Genomic DNA, 15,644 nt, shown 5'->3' with positions numbered 1-15,644 from the left:
TAGTGAAAAACAAATTTTAGTTGGGTGGAAAGATATGGAGTTATAAATTCAGAAAAAAATAAAAGTTTTCTGGGCAAACTATGAGTATCTGAAAAAGAGAATCAAGGGGACTGGAAAACACAAAGGGGATAAGAAATGAAAATTCTGGTAATCAACTGTGGGAGCTCATCTCTAAAGTATCAGGCTATTGATATGAATACGAAAAACCCCATTGCGAAAGGACTTGTTGAACGAATCGGCCTGCAGGGATCAGTCCTTACGCATAATACAGGTTCTGGAAAAAAAGAAGTTATCAAAGCGAGCATTCCGAACCATACGGTAGCCATTGAACTTGTCCTTAAGGCATTAGTATCACCAGAATATGGTGCTCTCAAAGACTTAAGTGAAATCTATGCTGTCGGCCATCGGGTCGTTCATGGAGGAGAAAAGTTTGCCAATTCGGTAGTTATTGACGAGGCTGTTATGAAGGCCCTTAAAGAATGTATAGAACTGGCGCCTTTACACAATCCGCCGAATATCGCAGGTATCAAAGCTTGCCAGAAACTAATGCCTGGAGTTCCTCAAGTAGCTGTTTTCGATACTGCTTTTCATCAATCGATGAAACCAGATAGTTATATTTATGGATTGCCTTACGAATTTTATGAAAAATACGGCATTCGGAAATACGGTTTTCATGGGACGTCCCACAAATATGTCAGTCAGCGGGCGGCTATTCTTCTGCAAAAACCTCTCAAGGATTTGAAATTGATTAGCTGCCACTTAGGCAACGGGGCGTCGATTGCCGCGATTAAGGGTGGAAAGTCTATTCAAACTTCCATGGGTTTTACTCCCCTTGATGGCTTGCTGATGGGAACTCGCTCCGGCGCTTTAGATCCGGCTATTGTTACTTATATTATGTGTAAAGAGAATTTTACTATCGACCAAATGAATGACTTTTTAAACACTAAATGCGGCGCTTTAGGAGTATCAGGGGTGAGCAGTGATTTCAGAGACATCGAAGTTGCGGCAGGACATGGAAATTTCCGCGCTAAATTAGCTTTGGATATTTTTGCCCATGATGTCAAGGAATTTATTGGAGCTTATGCGGCAGTGTTAGGCGGGGTCGACGCGATTATCTTTACAGCAGGGGTAGGAGAAAATTCCGCCAGCACGCGGGCTGCGATCTGTGCCAATATGGAATATTTCGGAATTAAACTTGATTTGGAGAAAAACAAGGTTCGCGGCGAAGAAGTTGACGTTGCCAAAACCGATGCCCGCTGCCGGGTCTTAGTTATTCCGACCAATGAAGAACTCATGATTGCTTTGGAGGCACAGGAACTGACAGCGAAGTGATTTTGCTTGTAAAGAGTTTTCCTTGACAAAGAAAAATGTGCCAACTATAATGATGTATGTGTATTGAGGTGGTTAAGATGAAAGTGAATGTCACTCAGGTCCGTTACAGATCTGGTGAAAGTGTCCGTTTTGACTTAATGGAAGATTTTTCCTCGTTTGATTTAGGAGCAGAAGCACTCTCTTTCTCAGCGCCTGTACACGTACAACTTCAGGTAACCAACACCAATAAAGCGGTAATGGTCAGCGGAACAATTGAGACGGAACTGAACGTAATATGCGGACGGTGCTTGGAACCGTTCAAATATCCTCTTAAGTTGCCCTACCAGGATGAATGGATTTTTCCGGCGCAAGCAACGGAGGAATTGCTGGAGTCTGCACTTCTTTTAGAAAAGGATGACGTTGATATCAGTCAGCGCATTTTTGAGCAAATTGTGTTAGCGTTACCAATGAAGTTTGTTTGTTCGGATGACTGTCGGGGGTTATGCCTGACCTGCGGCGCAAATCTAAATTTAACCTCGTGTTCGTGCAAAGAGGATGTCGTTGATCCTCGATTTGCTGCCTTGGCTAATTGGCATTCTCAGGACTAATCAATTTTCGAGAACCTAAAGGGGGTGTAATTATGGGTGTTCCGCAACATCGCCAATCAAAATCCAGAGTACGTAAACGTCGGGCTATGTGGAAAATCACTGCACCAAACCACATTGAATGCCCCCAATGCCATAAACCGAAAATGCCTCACTATATATGCCCGAACTGCGGATATTATAATTCCAAAGTCGTGATCTCGCAAGAAGCTTAAGGTTTAGCAGAAAACAAAGAATTCTAAGTTAGGATTCTTTGTTTTTTTGTTTTCTTAGGCTCCGGCCCGCGCCGGCTAATTTTTTAGGAGTTAAGCTTTTTATTTCGACAGGGTAATTTCTTGTAATAGAGCAAGAGATAGTTTATAATTGTGACCAGGTCACAATTCATTTGAGTGATGTTTAAGAATCTATAGACGAACCTCAACTGATTTTTAGCGGGTGACAATAATTTCGAGGTAAAAAGATATGGTGATTATAGATGGTTCGATATGGTAAAGATGAGCGGCGCAGAATTCTGGAGGAAGAATTAACCAGGCATCCTTTTTTTACGGATGAAGAACTTGCCCGGCGATTTAAGGTGAGTGTTTCGACCATTCGTTTGGACCGCGGCGTGTTGGGAATTCCCGAAGTGAGGGAACGCACGAAGGTTTTTGCTCAGGAAGCCTACTCCACCTTGAAGTCCTTGGATGATCAGGAAGTGATCGGAGAACTTCAGGAACTGGTGATCGGGGAGAGAGCCTGTTCGACAATGGTTATCGAAGAGACTATGGTTTTGTCCAAAGCAAGGGTTGCCAGAGGGCATTATTTATTTGCGCAAGCCAACTCTTTAGCCATCGCTTTAGTGGATGCTCCCATGGCCTTGACGGGGAGTGTGGAACTTAAGTTTATCCGGCCGGTTCAGTTAGGCGAGCTTGTTGTTGCCGAAGGCAGGGTTGCCAAACGAAAAGGAGACAAATATTGGGTTGATGTCGTGTTGATGGTTAACACCGAGGCTATACTGCGAGGAAATTGGGTCCTGTTTGCCAAGGATCGAGAGGATGTACGGGAAACGGAGATGGAGTAGATGAGAATTGCCGTGGATGCCATGGGTGGGGATTATGCCCCTGAAGAAATCGTTAAAGGGGTTCTGAAGGCGGCGGCAGCAAGCCCTGAGGTAGACCTTAAGCTGGTTGGGCAAAAAACGCGGATTCAGCCCTTCCTGCCAAATTCTTTGCCCTCAAATCTGTCGTTGGTTGAGGCTTCCGAAATCGTGGAAATGGATGAACATCCGGCCAATGCTGTGCGAAAAAAGAAAGATTCGTCGATCGTGGTGGCTACCCGCTTAGTCAGACAGGGGGAGGCTGACGCCGTTGTCAGTGCCGGGAGTACCGGAGCGCAAATGGCCGCGGCCCTGTTAGGTCTGGGAAGGATTAAAGGGATAGAGCGGCCTGCTATCGCCACGGTTTTGCCCACAGCCGGGGGCGGAAAGTTAATTCTTGATGTGGGAGCTAATCTGGACGCCTCGCCGGAGCAACTTTGCCAGTATGGGTTAATGGGCAGTGTTTACGCAGAAAAAATCTTAGGGATTCCGAAGCCAAAGGTGGGTTTGTTAAATATCGGCAGTGAAGAAGGCAAGGGCAATGACTTAACCCAAAAGGCCTACGACCTGCTGAAAAAAGCCCCTCTCAATTTCTTGGGCAATGTTGAAGGACGGGACGTTCCTTATGGCCGCGCCGATGTGGTAGTTTGTGAAGGATTTGTGGGCAATGTTTTGCTCAAAACGGCGGAAGGGTTGGCCGGAGTCTTGTTCGAGCAGATTAAGGAGAAGATCACTTCAACAGCGGTTCGCAAACTGGGCGCTCTGGCCGTAAAGCCGGGTCTGAAGGAAATTGCCCAAATGATGGATTATGCCGAATATGGCGGCGCCCCCTTGCTGGGGGTTAACGGGATAAGCATTATCTGTCATGGCAGCTCGAAAAACAAAGCGATTTTTAATGCCATTCGAGTAGCCCGGGAATGTGTGCAAATTCGCTTGATCGAACAGATTCAAGGAAATTTGCCATAGTGAAGAAAAGGTTAAATAATAAACAGAGGGGACATGAGGCAATGAGAAGTGTAGGAATTGTAGGGACCGGGTCGTATGTACCTGACAAAGTATTAACGAATGCCGATATGGAGAAACTTGTGGACACGAACGATGAGTGGATTGTCACTCGGACAGGGATCAAAGAACGGCATATCGCTCCCGAAGGCATGCCGGTGTCGGAATTGTGTTATCAAGCGGCGTTAAAAGCTTTGGCAGATGCCAAAATCGAGCCTGAAGAGCTTGATCTTGTGATTGTCGCAACCGTTACCGGAGATCACGCTTTTCCCTCAACATCCTGTATCATTGCGGACCGCCTGGGCGCTAAAAATGCCGCCGCTTTTGATTTGCAGGCGGGTTGTACAGGCTTTATCTACGGAGTGACGGCCGCAAGCCAGTTTATCTCCACAGGGCTATATAAAACAGCTCTCGTAATTGGCGGGGAAACATTGAGTAAAATTATCAACTGGGAGGATCGCTCAACTTGTATTCTTTTCGGTGATGGAGCGGGAGCGGCGGTTTTGCGGCCCGTGGAGGAAGGATACGGTTTTCTTAGTTTTGAATTGGGTTCCGACGGTTCAGGCGGAAAACTGTTAACTCAACCGGCCGGAGGGTCCAGATACCCGGCCAGCCGGGAAACGGTCGAGAAGAATCTGCACACCATTCAGATGGAAGGCAAAGAAGTCTATAAATTTGCCGTTCGGATTATGGGCGACGTATCCGTAAATGTTTTGGAAAAGGCGGGATTGACCAAAGAGAAGGTCGATTTGCTGATTCCCCATCAAGCAAATATCCGAATTGTCGAAGCTTCGGTTAAACGTTTAGGAATTTCCCCTGAGAGGGTGGTTGTTAATCTGGACAGGTATGGGAATATGTCCGCCGCTTCTATTCCTGTGGCTTTGGATGAAGCCGTTAGAGCAGGACGTCTTCGCGAAGGGGACATTATTGTCATGGTTGGCTTCGGGGCAGGCCTGACATGGGGAGCCTGTGTTTTGAAATGGACGAAAGTGGGAAAAATGCATGATTAAAAAAACAAGAATTTGTGAGTTGTTGGGAATTGAATACCCTATTTTCCAAGGAGGGATGGCCTGGGTGGCCACCGGAGAATTAGCGGCCGCGGTTTCAGAAGCCGGCGCTTTGGGGATTATTGGTTCAGGGCAAGCTCCGGCGGACTGGCTGCGCCGGGAAATCAGCAAAGTAAAGGCAACTACGCAAAAGCCTTTTGGTGTAAATGTTATGCTGATGTCTCCTTTTGTAGACGAGGTGATGCAGGTAATCTTGGAGGAGCAGGTTCCTGTGATTACCACTGGTGCGGGAAATCCTGGAAAATATGTGCCGGGTCTTAAAGAAATCGGCACGAAAGTAATTCCCGTAGTTGCTTCGGTTGCTTTGGCTAAACGTCTCGAGAAGGTGGGGGTGGATGCGCTCATTGCCGAAGGGATGGAATCCGGCGGACATATTGGGGAAATAAGCACCATGCCCTTAATTCCTCAGGTTGTTGATGCCGTGAAAATCCCGGTGATTGCTGCCGGCGGGATTGTGGATGGCCGGGGGCTGGTCGCTGCTTTGGCTCTTGGCGCGGAAGGAGTACAAATGGGTACTCGCTTTATGTGTGCCGAAGAATGTATGATTTCGCCTCTGGTCAAGGACAAGATTATTAAAGCCAAAGATCGTTCTACGGTTATAACGGGACGCTCGACAGGACACCCGGTTCGCTGCATCGATAACCATTTTACCCGGGAATTCGAACAACATGAAAAAGAAGGCATGGATGCTGCGGAACTCGAAAGAATGGGCCAGGGAAGACTGCGTTTAGCTATGGTGGACGGAGATTTGGAAAACGGTTCGCTTATGGCCGGGCAAATCGCCGGGGCGGTTAAAAAGATTGAACCCGCCGCTCAGATCGTTCAGGATGTCATGCAGTCCGCAGAAAGAGAATACTGCCGTCTTACGGCCTTCTTCGGAAAGAGGTGAGGCTGAGTGGGTAAACTGGCTTTGATGTTTCCCGGACAGGGTTCTCAATATGTGGGGATGGGCAAGGACTTATTCCTGACTTCCAGCGGCCAAAAGGCTTTTGACCTGGCGGGCGAGGTTCTCGGGAGGCCTTTCCTGGAACTTATCGAGAATGGGCCTGAAGAAGAACTTCAACAGACGGCAAATACTCAGCCGGCGATATTGCTCGTCAGTGTCACAGCTTGGCTGCAACTTCAGGAAGCCGGTGTTGAGCCCGACTATGTCGTGGGACATAGTCTCGGAGAGTATTCCGCCCATGTTGCTGCGGGCAGCTTAAGCTTAGCTGAGGCGCTTCGTATTGTGAGACGCCGCGGGGAGCTTATGCAGAAGGCGGTTCCGACAGGAGGCGGCATGGCGGCGATTTTAGGTCTTTCCGCGGAAAAAGTGGAGGAGGCTTGTCAGCGCGCTTCAAAGTTGGGTGTCGTCGCTCCGGCAAACTTTAACTGTCCCGGTCAAGTGGTTATTTCGGGCGAAATGCCGGCAGTGACGGCAGCTATGGAGGCGGCTAAGGAACTGGGAGCTAAACGGGCCGTGCCGCTTGTCGTAAGTGGCCCCTTTCATTCGGCTCTCATGAAAAAGGCGGGAGAAGAGCTTCTTCAAGTGTTGGCGGATGTGCGGTGGAACCCCCTGCGCTGTCCGGTGATTGCCAATGTTGATGCTCGTGAGGTTGTTGCTTCTGAGCGCATTGTGCCGTCCTTGGTCGCACAAGTCAGCGGACCTGTGCGCTGGGAACAGTCTATTCGCCATCTGCTTGATTTGGGTGTCGATACGTTTGTAGAATGTGGCCCGGGTAAAGTTTTGACGGGGCTAGTGAAAAAAATTGCTCCGAATGTCAATCTTCTTCGTGTCGAGAATGCGGAGAGCTTGGAAAAGTCACTTGCATATTTGAAGGAGAGTCGTTAAAATGGTGCTGAATGAGAGCGTGGCTATCGTAACGGGGAGTGGTCGAGGAATCGGGCGCGCTATCGCTTTGGAGTTAGCTGCGGCGGGCGTAAAGGTCGTTGTCAATTATGCGGGCCGCTCCGAAAAAGCGGAGGAAACCGTTTCCATGATTCGTGAAGCCGGAGGGGAAGGCATTGCCGTTCAAGCTGATGTCAGTCAAGCGGCAGAAGTGGACCGTTTAGTGCAGACTGCCCTTGATCATTTTGGGAAAATTGATATTCTCGTCAATAATGCCGGTATAACCAGGGATGGCTTGCTGCTGCGCATGAAAGAAGCGGATTGGGATGCCGTGTTGTCAACCAATCTCAAAGGAGTTTTTCTCTGTACCAAGGCGGTCAGCAAGGGAATGCTCAAACAACGGTCAGGAGCTATCGTCAACATCTCTTCCGTCGTGGGTTTGTCCGGCAATGCGGGTCAAGCCAATTATGCGGCGGCCAAAGCCGGAATCATTGGCTTCTCTAAATCGACAGCCAAAGAGTTAGCCTCTCGGGGAATTCGAGTCAATGTCGTCGCGCCGGGGTATATTTGTACGGATATGACGGAAACATTACCTGAAGGGGTGCAACATGAGATTTCTCAAAGAATTCCCTTAAGCCGGTTAGGCAGACCGGAAGATGTCGCCAAAGTTGTCCGATTCTTAGTATCTCCAGAATCAGCTTACATAACGGGGCAAGTCGTATGTGTTGATGGTGGTATGGAAATGTAAGTCATGAGTTAATCTGTGAGAGGAGGTGAAGAAGCACTATGGGAGTTTTCGAGCAAGTGAAAGCCATCGTCGTCGAACAGCTTGGGGTAGACGAAGCAACCGTTACCCAGGAGACCTCCTTTGAAGAGCTGAATGCGGATTCTTTGGATATCGTTGAATTGATTATGGCTCTGGAAGAGGCATTCGATATGGATATTCCGGATGAAGAAGCAGAAAAAATCCGGACAGTCGGGGATGCGGTAAACTACATCAAAGAAAACAAATAATCTTAAATCTCAAAAGGTCCCGTACACAGTTGCGGGACTTTCTATTAAGGAATCACTTTTCCCCAAAGCAACGTAACTTTGGAGAAAATTTAAATAGATTAGCTCATGTAAGGTAGAGGGGGATAACCCTGACGGGAGGAAACGTTGTGAAAATACCCGAACTTCGTATTGCCGATTTAGTAGCCAAATTTCCGATCATTCAAGGCGGGATGGCTATTCGAATATCTATGGCTCCACTTGCTGCGGCAGTGGCTGAAGAGGGCGGAATTGGTCTTATTGCCGGAAGCGGCTTGTCGGTGGAAGAATTGATCGCTGAAATTCGCGAAGCCCGACGGCGAACCAAAGGGATTATTGGAGTCAACATCATGTTTGCAGTTCGTGAATTTGCTCAGTTAGTCCATGCCGCTTTTGAAGAAAAAATTGATCTTTTAGTTTCAGGAGCGGGGTTCTCCAGAGATATGTTTACGTGGGGAAAGGAAAAGGGCATTCCCGTCATTCCGATTGTCTCCACAGCTAAGCTCGCGAAGCTGTCTGAAAAGCTTGGAGCGGCCGCCGTGATTGTGGAAGGAACGGAAGCCGGCGGGCATCTGGGAACGGATCGTTCCATCCACGACATTCTGCCTGAAGTTATTTCGGCTGTGGATATCCCCGTAATAGGCGCAGGTGGAGTCATTGACGGCCGGGGAGTGGCAGAAATGCTCAAACTTGGTGCTGATGGTGTGCAAATGGGAACTCGTTTCGCCCTCAGTGAGGAGAGCGGCGCAGCCCAAGAATGGAAAGAGGAAATGCTGAAGGCAACGGAAGAGGACATTGTCATCATTCACAGTCCGGTGGGTTTGCCGGGCAGAGGAATCAGAAATCCTTTTACTAAAGCACTTGAAGCTCACGAGAATCTGAAGCCGAAAGTATGCAATCTTTGTCTCAAACATTGTGAAGGGAATTTTTGCATTATGAATCGTTTAGTCAAAGCCCAAGAGGGCGATGTGCAAGAGGGTCTGATTTTTTCCGGCGCTAAGATTCACAAAATTAAGGATGTTCGTTCGGTTCACGACATTTTTGAAGATATTAGAGAAGGTATTGAGCAGGCATAAAGGAGGAAGGGCTATGAAACAGCGCGCAGTTATTACGGGCATGGGGGTTATCTCTCCCGTGGGCAATAATCTTGAAGAATTTTGGGATAATCTAATACAGGGCAAATCGGGAATCGGGCCGTTAACGCGTTTTGATACGTCAAGTTTATCGACAAAAGTGGCGGCAGAAGTGAAAAACTTCGAACCCACGGATTGGATCGACAAAAAAGAGAGCCGGCATATGGACCGCTTCGCCCAATTTGCCATTGCCGCCGCTAAACTTGCTATTCAAGATGCCGGACTTGATTTCGAGCAGGTGAATAAGGAACGGGCCGGAGCTGTGTTGGGGTGCGGGATTGGAGGAGTTATAACCTTTGAGGAGCAAAAAGAGGTCCTTATGAGTAAGGGAAGCGGTCGGGTCAGCCCGTTTTTTGTTCCTATGTTGATCAGCAATATGGCAGCCGGTCATTTGTCCATTGAGTTTGGCCTGCAAGGCTCGAGCATGACGATTGTTACAGCTTGCGCCTCAGCGACCAATGCCATTGGAGAAGCGCTGCGGATTATTCAGCGGGGAGAGGCTGACGTTGTCTTATGCGGAGGCACCGAGGCCCCGCTCACCAGCTTAGCCTTTGCCGGATTCTGCTCCATGAAGGCCATGTCGACAGAAAAGGAAAATCCGGAACAGGCCTGCAGGCCCTTTGACAAGCGGCGCAGCGGTTTTGTCATGGGCGAAGGTGCGGGTATTCTGGTTTTAGAATCTTTGCAGCACGCCGAGGCGCGGGGCGCCCGGGTTTATGCCGAACTGGCGGGGTATGGCAGTACGTCGGATGCCTTTCATATTACTTCTCCGGCTCCGGGAGGCACAGGTGCAGTTCGCGCAATGCAAATGGCGATCGACGATGCCGGCCTGAATGTCCGGGAGATTGATTATATCAATGCTCATGGGACCGGAACCGGCCCTAACGATTCGGCTGAGACAGCAGCTATTAAGTCAGTTTTCGGCGGCGCGGCTTCCAAGCTGGCCATAAGTTCGACGAAGTCCATGACCGGGCATTTAATGGGGGCTGCAGGAGCCATTGAAGCTATCATTTGTGCTCTGGCCATTCAGCGCGGGGCAATTCCGCCCACGATAAATTACGCAGAACCCGATCCGGAGTGTGATTTGGATTATGTCCCCAATACTTCACGCCAACAAGAGGTTAAGGCGTCGCTGTCCAATTCCTTAGGGTTCGGGGGACATAACGCTACCATTGTCCTAAAGAAATTTGCCTAATGAGAAGGTAAGGAGATCTATATAAATGGTGCAAAAGAACCATAATTCTATGAAGTCCGAGGGAAAAGCGGGACGAAGAAAGTATGGGTTTTCTCCCAGTAAGAAAGAATTAGGACTTAATCTGGCAAAACGATTGGGACTGGATACTCCTCCCAATCGACTCTTTATTACTGCCCTGACGCACCCTTCCTATCTTTTTGAAAACCCTCAATTTGGCCGGGAAAATAACCAGCGGCTGGAGTTTTTAGGTGATGCGATTTTGGATTTTGTGATCGCGGAGTATCTGTATCTTAATTATCCGGATCGCCCGGAAGGAGAACTCACTAAGATGCGGGCCGCCGTTGTCAATGAAACAACCTTGGCCCACAAGGCCCATGATATTAGCTTGGGTCAGGAGCTTTTGCTGGGCAAAGGAGAACAGGTTTCCGGAGGGCGGGAAAGGCCTTCCATTTTAGCAGATGCTTGGGAGGCCGTCATCGGGGCGATTTATTTACAGTATGGATTCCAGGAAGCGCGCCGTGTCATTCTGGAAATGTTAAAGTCATCTATTGAGGAGGTTGCCCAGGGTAATTACGGTGACTATAAGACAATGCTGCAGGAAAAAGCTCAACGTGAAGAAATTGAAGTGAGTTATCAGATTTTAGTTGAAGAAGGACCTGATCACAATAAATCGTTTACAGCTGGAGTTTTTCTGCAGGGAAATTTAATGGGCAAAGGGATAGGCCGCACCAAAAAGGAAGCGGAACAGCATGCCGCCCAGCAGGTCCTGGAGAACTGGGGGAGAGAAAACGATGAGTCCTGAGAATTTCCCCGTGTTCTTGAAGGAAATTCAGATTCAAGGATTTAAATCGTTTGCCGATCGCGTCAAGCTGGAATTAGGTCATGGTTTAAGCGTTATCGTGGGGCCCAACGGAAGCGGAAAAAGCAATGTTGCCGATGCTGTGCGTTGGGTCTTAGGAGAGCAGAGCGCTAAAAGTCTCCGGGGCTCGAAAATGGAAGACGTAATTTTCGCAGGAAGTACTCAGCGCCGACAGGTTGGTATGGCTGAAGTTTCTTTGATTTTTGACAACGAATCGGGAATCTTTCCTTTGGATTTCCGTGAAGTGACCATAACCCGGCGCGTTTATCGCGATGGAGAAGGGCAATATTTGATTAACAAAGCTTCTTGCCGCCTGAAGGATATTCAGGAACTATTCATGGATACCGGCGCCGGCAAGGAAGGATTTTCGATCATTGGGCAGGGGCGGGTTGAGGAAATTTTAAATCTTAAATCGGAAGAACGTCGTTCGTTGATTGAAGAGACGGCTGGGATCACGAAATATCGCTACAGGAAGCGCGAAGCTTTAAAGCGCCTTGATGCTACGAACACGAATCTTCAACGTCTTGGAGATATTATCCAAGAGATCGAGGGACAATTGGTTCCTCTGGCTGCCCAAGCCCAAGCGGCCGAACGAAGTCTCGCTCTCATGGCTGAGCAAAAGTCTTTGGAGATTCAGACTATTGTTCTGGATGTCTCGGAGGTCAAGCAGAAACTGGCGGCGGCAACTCAAGAATCGGAAACTGCACAATTGGATTTAATTGAGGCTCAAACGATTTTGAGGCAAATAGAAAGCCGGGACCAGAAGCTTAAAGTTGAATTAAAAACGTTAGATGAAGAGATTCAATCCAAACAGGGAGAGGCCTTTCAGGCCGAACAAGCCTGCAATGCCCTAAAACATGAACAAAGTCTTCGTCTGGAACGCTCTAAGTACTTTCAGGAGCAAATTGAGCGTCTTGTCCAGGAAATTAGCGAGGGTGAAGAAAAGCTCCATCAACTGGAGCAGCGTCTGAAAACTTTAGCGGCAAAACAAGCGGTTTTAACTTTGACTGTGGAGGAATCCCGGCAAAAAGTTGCCGAACAGGAATTAAAATTAGCGGACGCACGCGACAATAAGTTAGCTGAAGATATTGAGCGTTTAAAGGCTGATCTTTTCCAAGCTATGTCGGTACAGGCGAATTGTTCGAATGAGCTCACGGGAAAGCGTCATTCTTTAGCTTCATTGGAACAGCAATTGCTTCAGGTTCAGCAGGAGCAGGAAAAAAAACAGCGTGAGCTGCAAATGATGCGAGAAGCCCAGGAAACACAGGAACGGGATTTAGCTGAGCTTCAGGACCAGGCGCAAGTTTTGCAAGATGAAGGGGATAGACTCCGTCCGGAACTGGACAAGCTCAAAGGACTTCGCCAGGAAAAATCTGCACAATTGCAGCAGCAGAGAAGAAAAACAGATCAAACCCGGGCACGGCTGCAAGCGCTGCAAACCCTGGAAGACTCCCTGGAAGGATATCAGCGTGGGGTTCGTGAAGTGATGCTGGCGAAGAAAAAAGGAATTCGTGAGGGTTCAGGGCTTTGCGGGACAGTGGCGGACCTGATTTCCGTGCCGGAAAACTATGAGATTGCTATAGAAACTGCTTTGGGAGCCGGGCTGCAAAATGTTGTGGCTGAAAATGAACTTTCAGCCAAAGCTGCAATTTCGTATTTAAAAGCTCACCAGTTTGGCAGAGTTACATTTCTTCCCTTGGATGTGATTCAGGGAAACAAGATGACCGTTTCCAAGGTTGTGGCCAGCGATCCGGGATTTATGGGAATTGCCGTCGATTTGGTAGAATATGAACGCCAATACCAAGCGGCCATGGAATTTCTTTTGGGACGGATTGTGGTTGTCACGGATATGGATGCCGCAACGAGGATTGCCCGTGCGTCGGGGTACAAGTTGCGGATTGTTACCCTGGAAGGAGATCAGGTTCATCCGGGAGGGTCTTTGAGCGGAGGGAGCATTCAGCGCAAAGGCGGAAATCTGCTGGCAAGGGCGCGCGAAATCGAAACCCTGCGCTCAGAATTAGCCCGCTTGGAAACGGATTTCCAGGAGCAAGAACGGGAAGCTTTGGAATTGGAGAAGCTGGAACGTGACCTTCGGCAAAACCTGGAAATACTGATGCAGAGGCAACATGAGGCCAAAAACCGCCAAGTTATGCTTAAAGCAGCCTATGATAACTCTTTAAATCAGACTCGGCGCTTGGAAGGCGATTTGCGGGGCTTGGGGCAACGAAACCAAGGTACCGTTGGAGAAATCGACGAAATCACTCTGGCTTTAAAAAACAGCGTGAAACAATTTGAAGCGGCGGAAAAGACATCCCGTGAATTGCGCGAAGAGTTCAATCGCAGAGAACAAGAGGCCAAAACGACGGCAGAAGAAATAGAGCTGTGCCGGGAGCAACTGACGAAAGAAAAGGTAAGTCTGGCCAAGTGGGAGCAAGAGCTTACGCAATGTGCGGAACAGCTGGAGCAGGACACGGCGGTCCGCCGGGATTATGAGCTAAGCCTTAAACAAAAAAGACAAAACTTAGTGAACCTCCAAAAAAATCGTCAGACTGTTGATGAAGAACAGCTAAAATTGAGGCAGAACCTAGAGGAACATACCAAGCTTCAAGAAGCGTCGCAGTATTCTCTTATGACGCGGAGGCAGGAGCGGGAGGATTTATCCGCTAAGATTCAGGAACTGGAACAGGAGATCCAGGTACAAACTCAGAAAGTGCATGGTCTGGAGCAGCGTCTTCATGCCAACGACCTGCGGATTGTCCGCTGGGAAACCGAATCTCAAACAGGATTGGTCCGTCTGGCTGAGGAATTTTCTCTGGAATGGGGAGATGCTCTAACTTATCTTACCCAGGAGGAGCGATCCGTCATCGGGAAAAGGGCTCAGGATTTAAAGCGCCAGATTGAGGCCTTTGGCCCTATAAATCAAGCGGCTATTGAAGAATATCCCAAACTGTGTGAGAGGCATGAATTTATGCTGGCTCAGCAGAAAGATTTAGTGGAGGCTGACCAGACTCTGCGGCAATTGATTGACGAGTTGGACCAGACCATGAGTGAACGGTTCCTGGAAAGCTTTAATGCCGTGAATGCGGCGTTTAAGGAAGTGTTTAAAGAGCTTTTCAATGGCGGCAATGCGGAACTGTCTTTAGTTGAACCCGATCAGTTGTTGGAAACCGGGGTAGAAATTGTTGCTCAGCCGCCGGGCAAAAAACCTCAGCTCCTTTCGCTTTTGTCCGGGGGAGAACGGGCTCTTACGGCTATTGCTCTCTTGTTTGCCCTCTTACGTATTAAGCCAAGCCCCTTTTGCATTTTAGATGAGATTGAGGCTTCTTTGGACGACGCCAATGTGCAGAGGTTTGCTCAATATTTGCACCGCTTATCAGGTTCAACTCAGTTTGTGGTTATCTCCCACCGCAAAGGGACCATGGAATCCGCTGATGTCTTATATGGCATTACCATGGAGGAGAGCGGAGTTTCCAAGCTGCTTTCGGTGCGGTTGCATGAGCGGGAAGAGGGACTTGCATGAGGGGACTTGCATGACACAGCGCTCAGTCATACGACGCAGAGCAAACTAGCCGTTCAAGCTCTTTCTTTGGGGAGCGGGGTTCCCGCCATATGCGCCGTCCTTGGCGCAATGGCGGCGGTGAACATCCGTGTTCACCGCCCCGTATCTGGGGTCGCTTTCACGGAGTTTGCTAGCTGCTTACGTATAGACGTCGCGCTTGTGTCATGCTGCGTCCCGGGCTTGGGTCGGGGAGAGGTCAGGGAGACGGCACATAAATGTGCGCCGTCTGTTCTGCAGGAGTGTAAGAACGACTTTTATGATAGAGCGTGAGTTGAGAGAGACCCTTCTGTCGAATGAAACTGGTTGTTTTCCGAACTTTGCTGGCTGCTTACCTAGAGACATCGCGTGTTTCCTGTTTGTATCTTAAGCTCGGATCAGGGAACGGAAGGTGACAGTTAGAGTTGGGAAGTTGTTCGGAGACGGCACATAAATGTGCGCCGTCCGCTTTGTAGGAGTGTAAGAAGCGACTTTTATGATAGAGCGTGAATTGAGAGAGCCTTCTGTCGAATGGAACTGGTTGTTTTCCGAACTTTGCTGGCTGCTTACGAAAGGCATCACGCCTGTGTCTTGTTTGTATCCTAAGCTCGGATTAGGGAATGGAAGGTGACAATTAGAGTTGGGAAATTGTTCAGGGACAGCACATAAATGTGCGCCGTCTGCTTTGTAGGAGTGTAAGAAGCGAGTTTTTTGATAAACATAGTTATCGGATAGAGTCGTTTGCTTGCGGAGAATTACCAAACCATTACCTATGAAAATGGCAAACTGCACCGAAATGAGATTAGGCAGCAAACGCTGGATTTAATCAACTGAGTGTGAATACATAAAATGGGTGCCGGACTTACTTAAGAGAAAGACGTGAATAGCTCAGAGGCGGGAGACGGTTCTTTATCTAAAAGAGGTAAAAGAACGTTTTTGCGTCTGAAAGCTCAGCCAATATCGGAGTTTTCCTTGCTGATTTACATAAAGATGTAGTTTATGTGT

At 48.5% G+C, this 15,644-nt stretch carries 14 protein-coding genes; all 14 read left to right on the top strand.

From position 1 onward, the window contains the following. The first annotated feature begins 135 nt into the window (after positions 1 to 135). The 14 genes from REC12_RS13935 to smc all read left to right on the top strand — a co-directional run bounded on the left by REC12_RS13935 (position 136) and on the right by smc (position 14,624). Positions 136 to 1,332 (top strand): acetate/propionate family kinase, encoded by a 1,197-nt coding sequence (locus REC12_RS13935; protein WP_308895437.1) that lies wholly within the window; start codon positions 136 to 138, stop codon positions 1,330 to 1,332. Between the two features lie 77 nt (positions 1,333 to 1,409). Continuing rightward, positions 1,410 to 1,919, top strand: coding sequence for a YceD family protein (locus REC12_RS13930; RefSeq protein WP_308895435.1), 510 nt, complete (start codon positions 1,410 to 1,412; stop codon positions 1,917 to 1,919). Between the two features lie 32 nt (positions 1,920 to 1,951). After that, positions 1,952 to 2,131: a 50S ribosomal protein L32 gene (rpmF, locus tag REC12_RS13925; RefSeq protein WP_308895429.1), complete on the top strand. Its 180-nt coding sequence runs from the start codon at positions 1,952 to 1,954 to the stop codon at positions 2,129 to 2,131. 260 nt (positions 2,132 to 2,391) lie between these two features. Beyond that, complete coding sequence (fapR, locus tag REC12_RS13920; RefSeq protein WP_308895427.1) at positions 2,392 to 2,976, top strand: transcription factor FapR; 585 nt, start codon at positions 2,392 to 2,394, stop codon at positions 2,974 to 2,976. After that, positions 2,977 to 3,957: a phosphate acyltransferase PlsX gene (gene plsX / locus REC12_RS13915; protein ID WP_308895425.1), complete on the top strand. Its 981-nt coding sequence runs from the start codon at positions 2,977 to 2,979 to the stop codon at positions 3,955 to 3,957. 41 nt (positions 3,958 to 3,998) lie between these two features. After that, positions 3,999 to 5,003, top strand: coding sequence for a beta-ketoacyl-ACP synthase III (locus REC12_RS13910; protein WP_308895423.1), 1,005 nt, complete (start codon positions 3,999 to 4,001; stop codon positions 5,001 to 5,003). After that, positions 4,999 to 5,949, top strand: a complete 951-nt coding sequence (gene fabK / locus REC12_RS13905) for an enoyl-[acyl-carrier-protein] reductase FabK (protein ID WP_308895543.1) — start codon at positions 4,999 to 5,001, stop codon at positions 5,947 to 5,949. The genes REC12_RS13910 and fabK overlap by 5 nt, the downstream gene beginning before the upstream one ends. Positions 5,950 to 5,955: 6 nt before the next feature. Next, entirely contained in the window at positions 5,956 to 6,891 is a 936-nt protein-coding gene (fabD, locus tag REC12_RS13900) for an ACP S-malonyltransferase (RefSeq protein ID WP_308895421.1), read from the top strand. Position 6,892: 1 nt separating this feature from the next. Then, on the top strand, positions 6,893 to 7,636 hold the full coding sequence (gene fabG, locus REC12_RS13895; protein WP_308895418.1) for a 3-oxoacyl-[acyl-carrier-protein] reductase: 744 nt from the start codon (positions 6,893 to 6,895) through the stop codon (positions 7,634 to 7,636). A gap of 38 nt (positions 7,637 to 7,674) precedes the next feature. After that, complete coding sequence (acpP, locus tag REC12_RS13890; protein ID WP_014828523.1) at positions 7,675 to 7,902, top strand: acyl carrier protein; 228 nt, start codon at positions 7,675 to 7,677, stop codon at positions 7,900 to 7,902. A 146-nt stretch (positions 7,903 to 8,048) separates the two neighbouring features. Beyond that, positions 8,049 to 8,993 (top strand): NAD(P)H-dependent flavin oxidoreductase, encoded by a 945-nt coding sequence (locus REC12_RS13885; RefSeq protein ID WP_308895413.1) that lies wholly within the window; start codon positions 8,049 to 8,051, stop codon positions 8,991 to 8,993. A 13-nt stretch (positions 8,994 to 9,006) separates the two neighbouring features. Continuing rightward, a complete protein-coding gene (gene fabF / locus REC12_RS13880) occupies positions 9,007 to 10,245 on the top strand; it encodes a beta-ketoacyl-ACP synthase II (RefSeq protein ID WP_308895412.1) in 1,239 nt (412 codons plus the stop codon). Between the two features lie 25 nt (positions 10,246 to 10,270). Continuing rightward, entirely contained in the window at positions 10,271 to 11,047 is a 777-nt protein-coding gene (gene rnc / locus REC12_RS13875) for a ribonuclease III (RefSeq protein ID WP_308895410.1), read from the top strand. Then, entirely contained in the window at positions 11,037 to 14,624 is a 3,588-nt protein-coding gene (gene smc, locus REC12_RS13870) for a chromosome segregation protein SMC (RefSeq protein WP_308895409.1), read from the top strand. Before rnc ends, smc begins: the two co-directional genes overlap by 11 nt. Positions 14,625 to 15,644 lie beyond the last annotated feature (1,020 nt).

Origin of the sequence: Candidatus Desulfosporosinus nitrosoreducens (assembly GCF_030954495.1) — a bacterium.
Lineage (GTDB): Bacteria > Bacillota > Desulfitobacteriia > Desulfitobacteriales > Desulfitobacteriaceae > Desulfosporosinus > Desulfosporosinus nitrosoreducens.
This window is presented reverse-complemented; position numbering and strand designations above follow the sequence as displayed.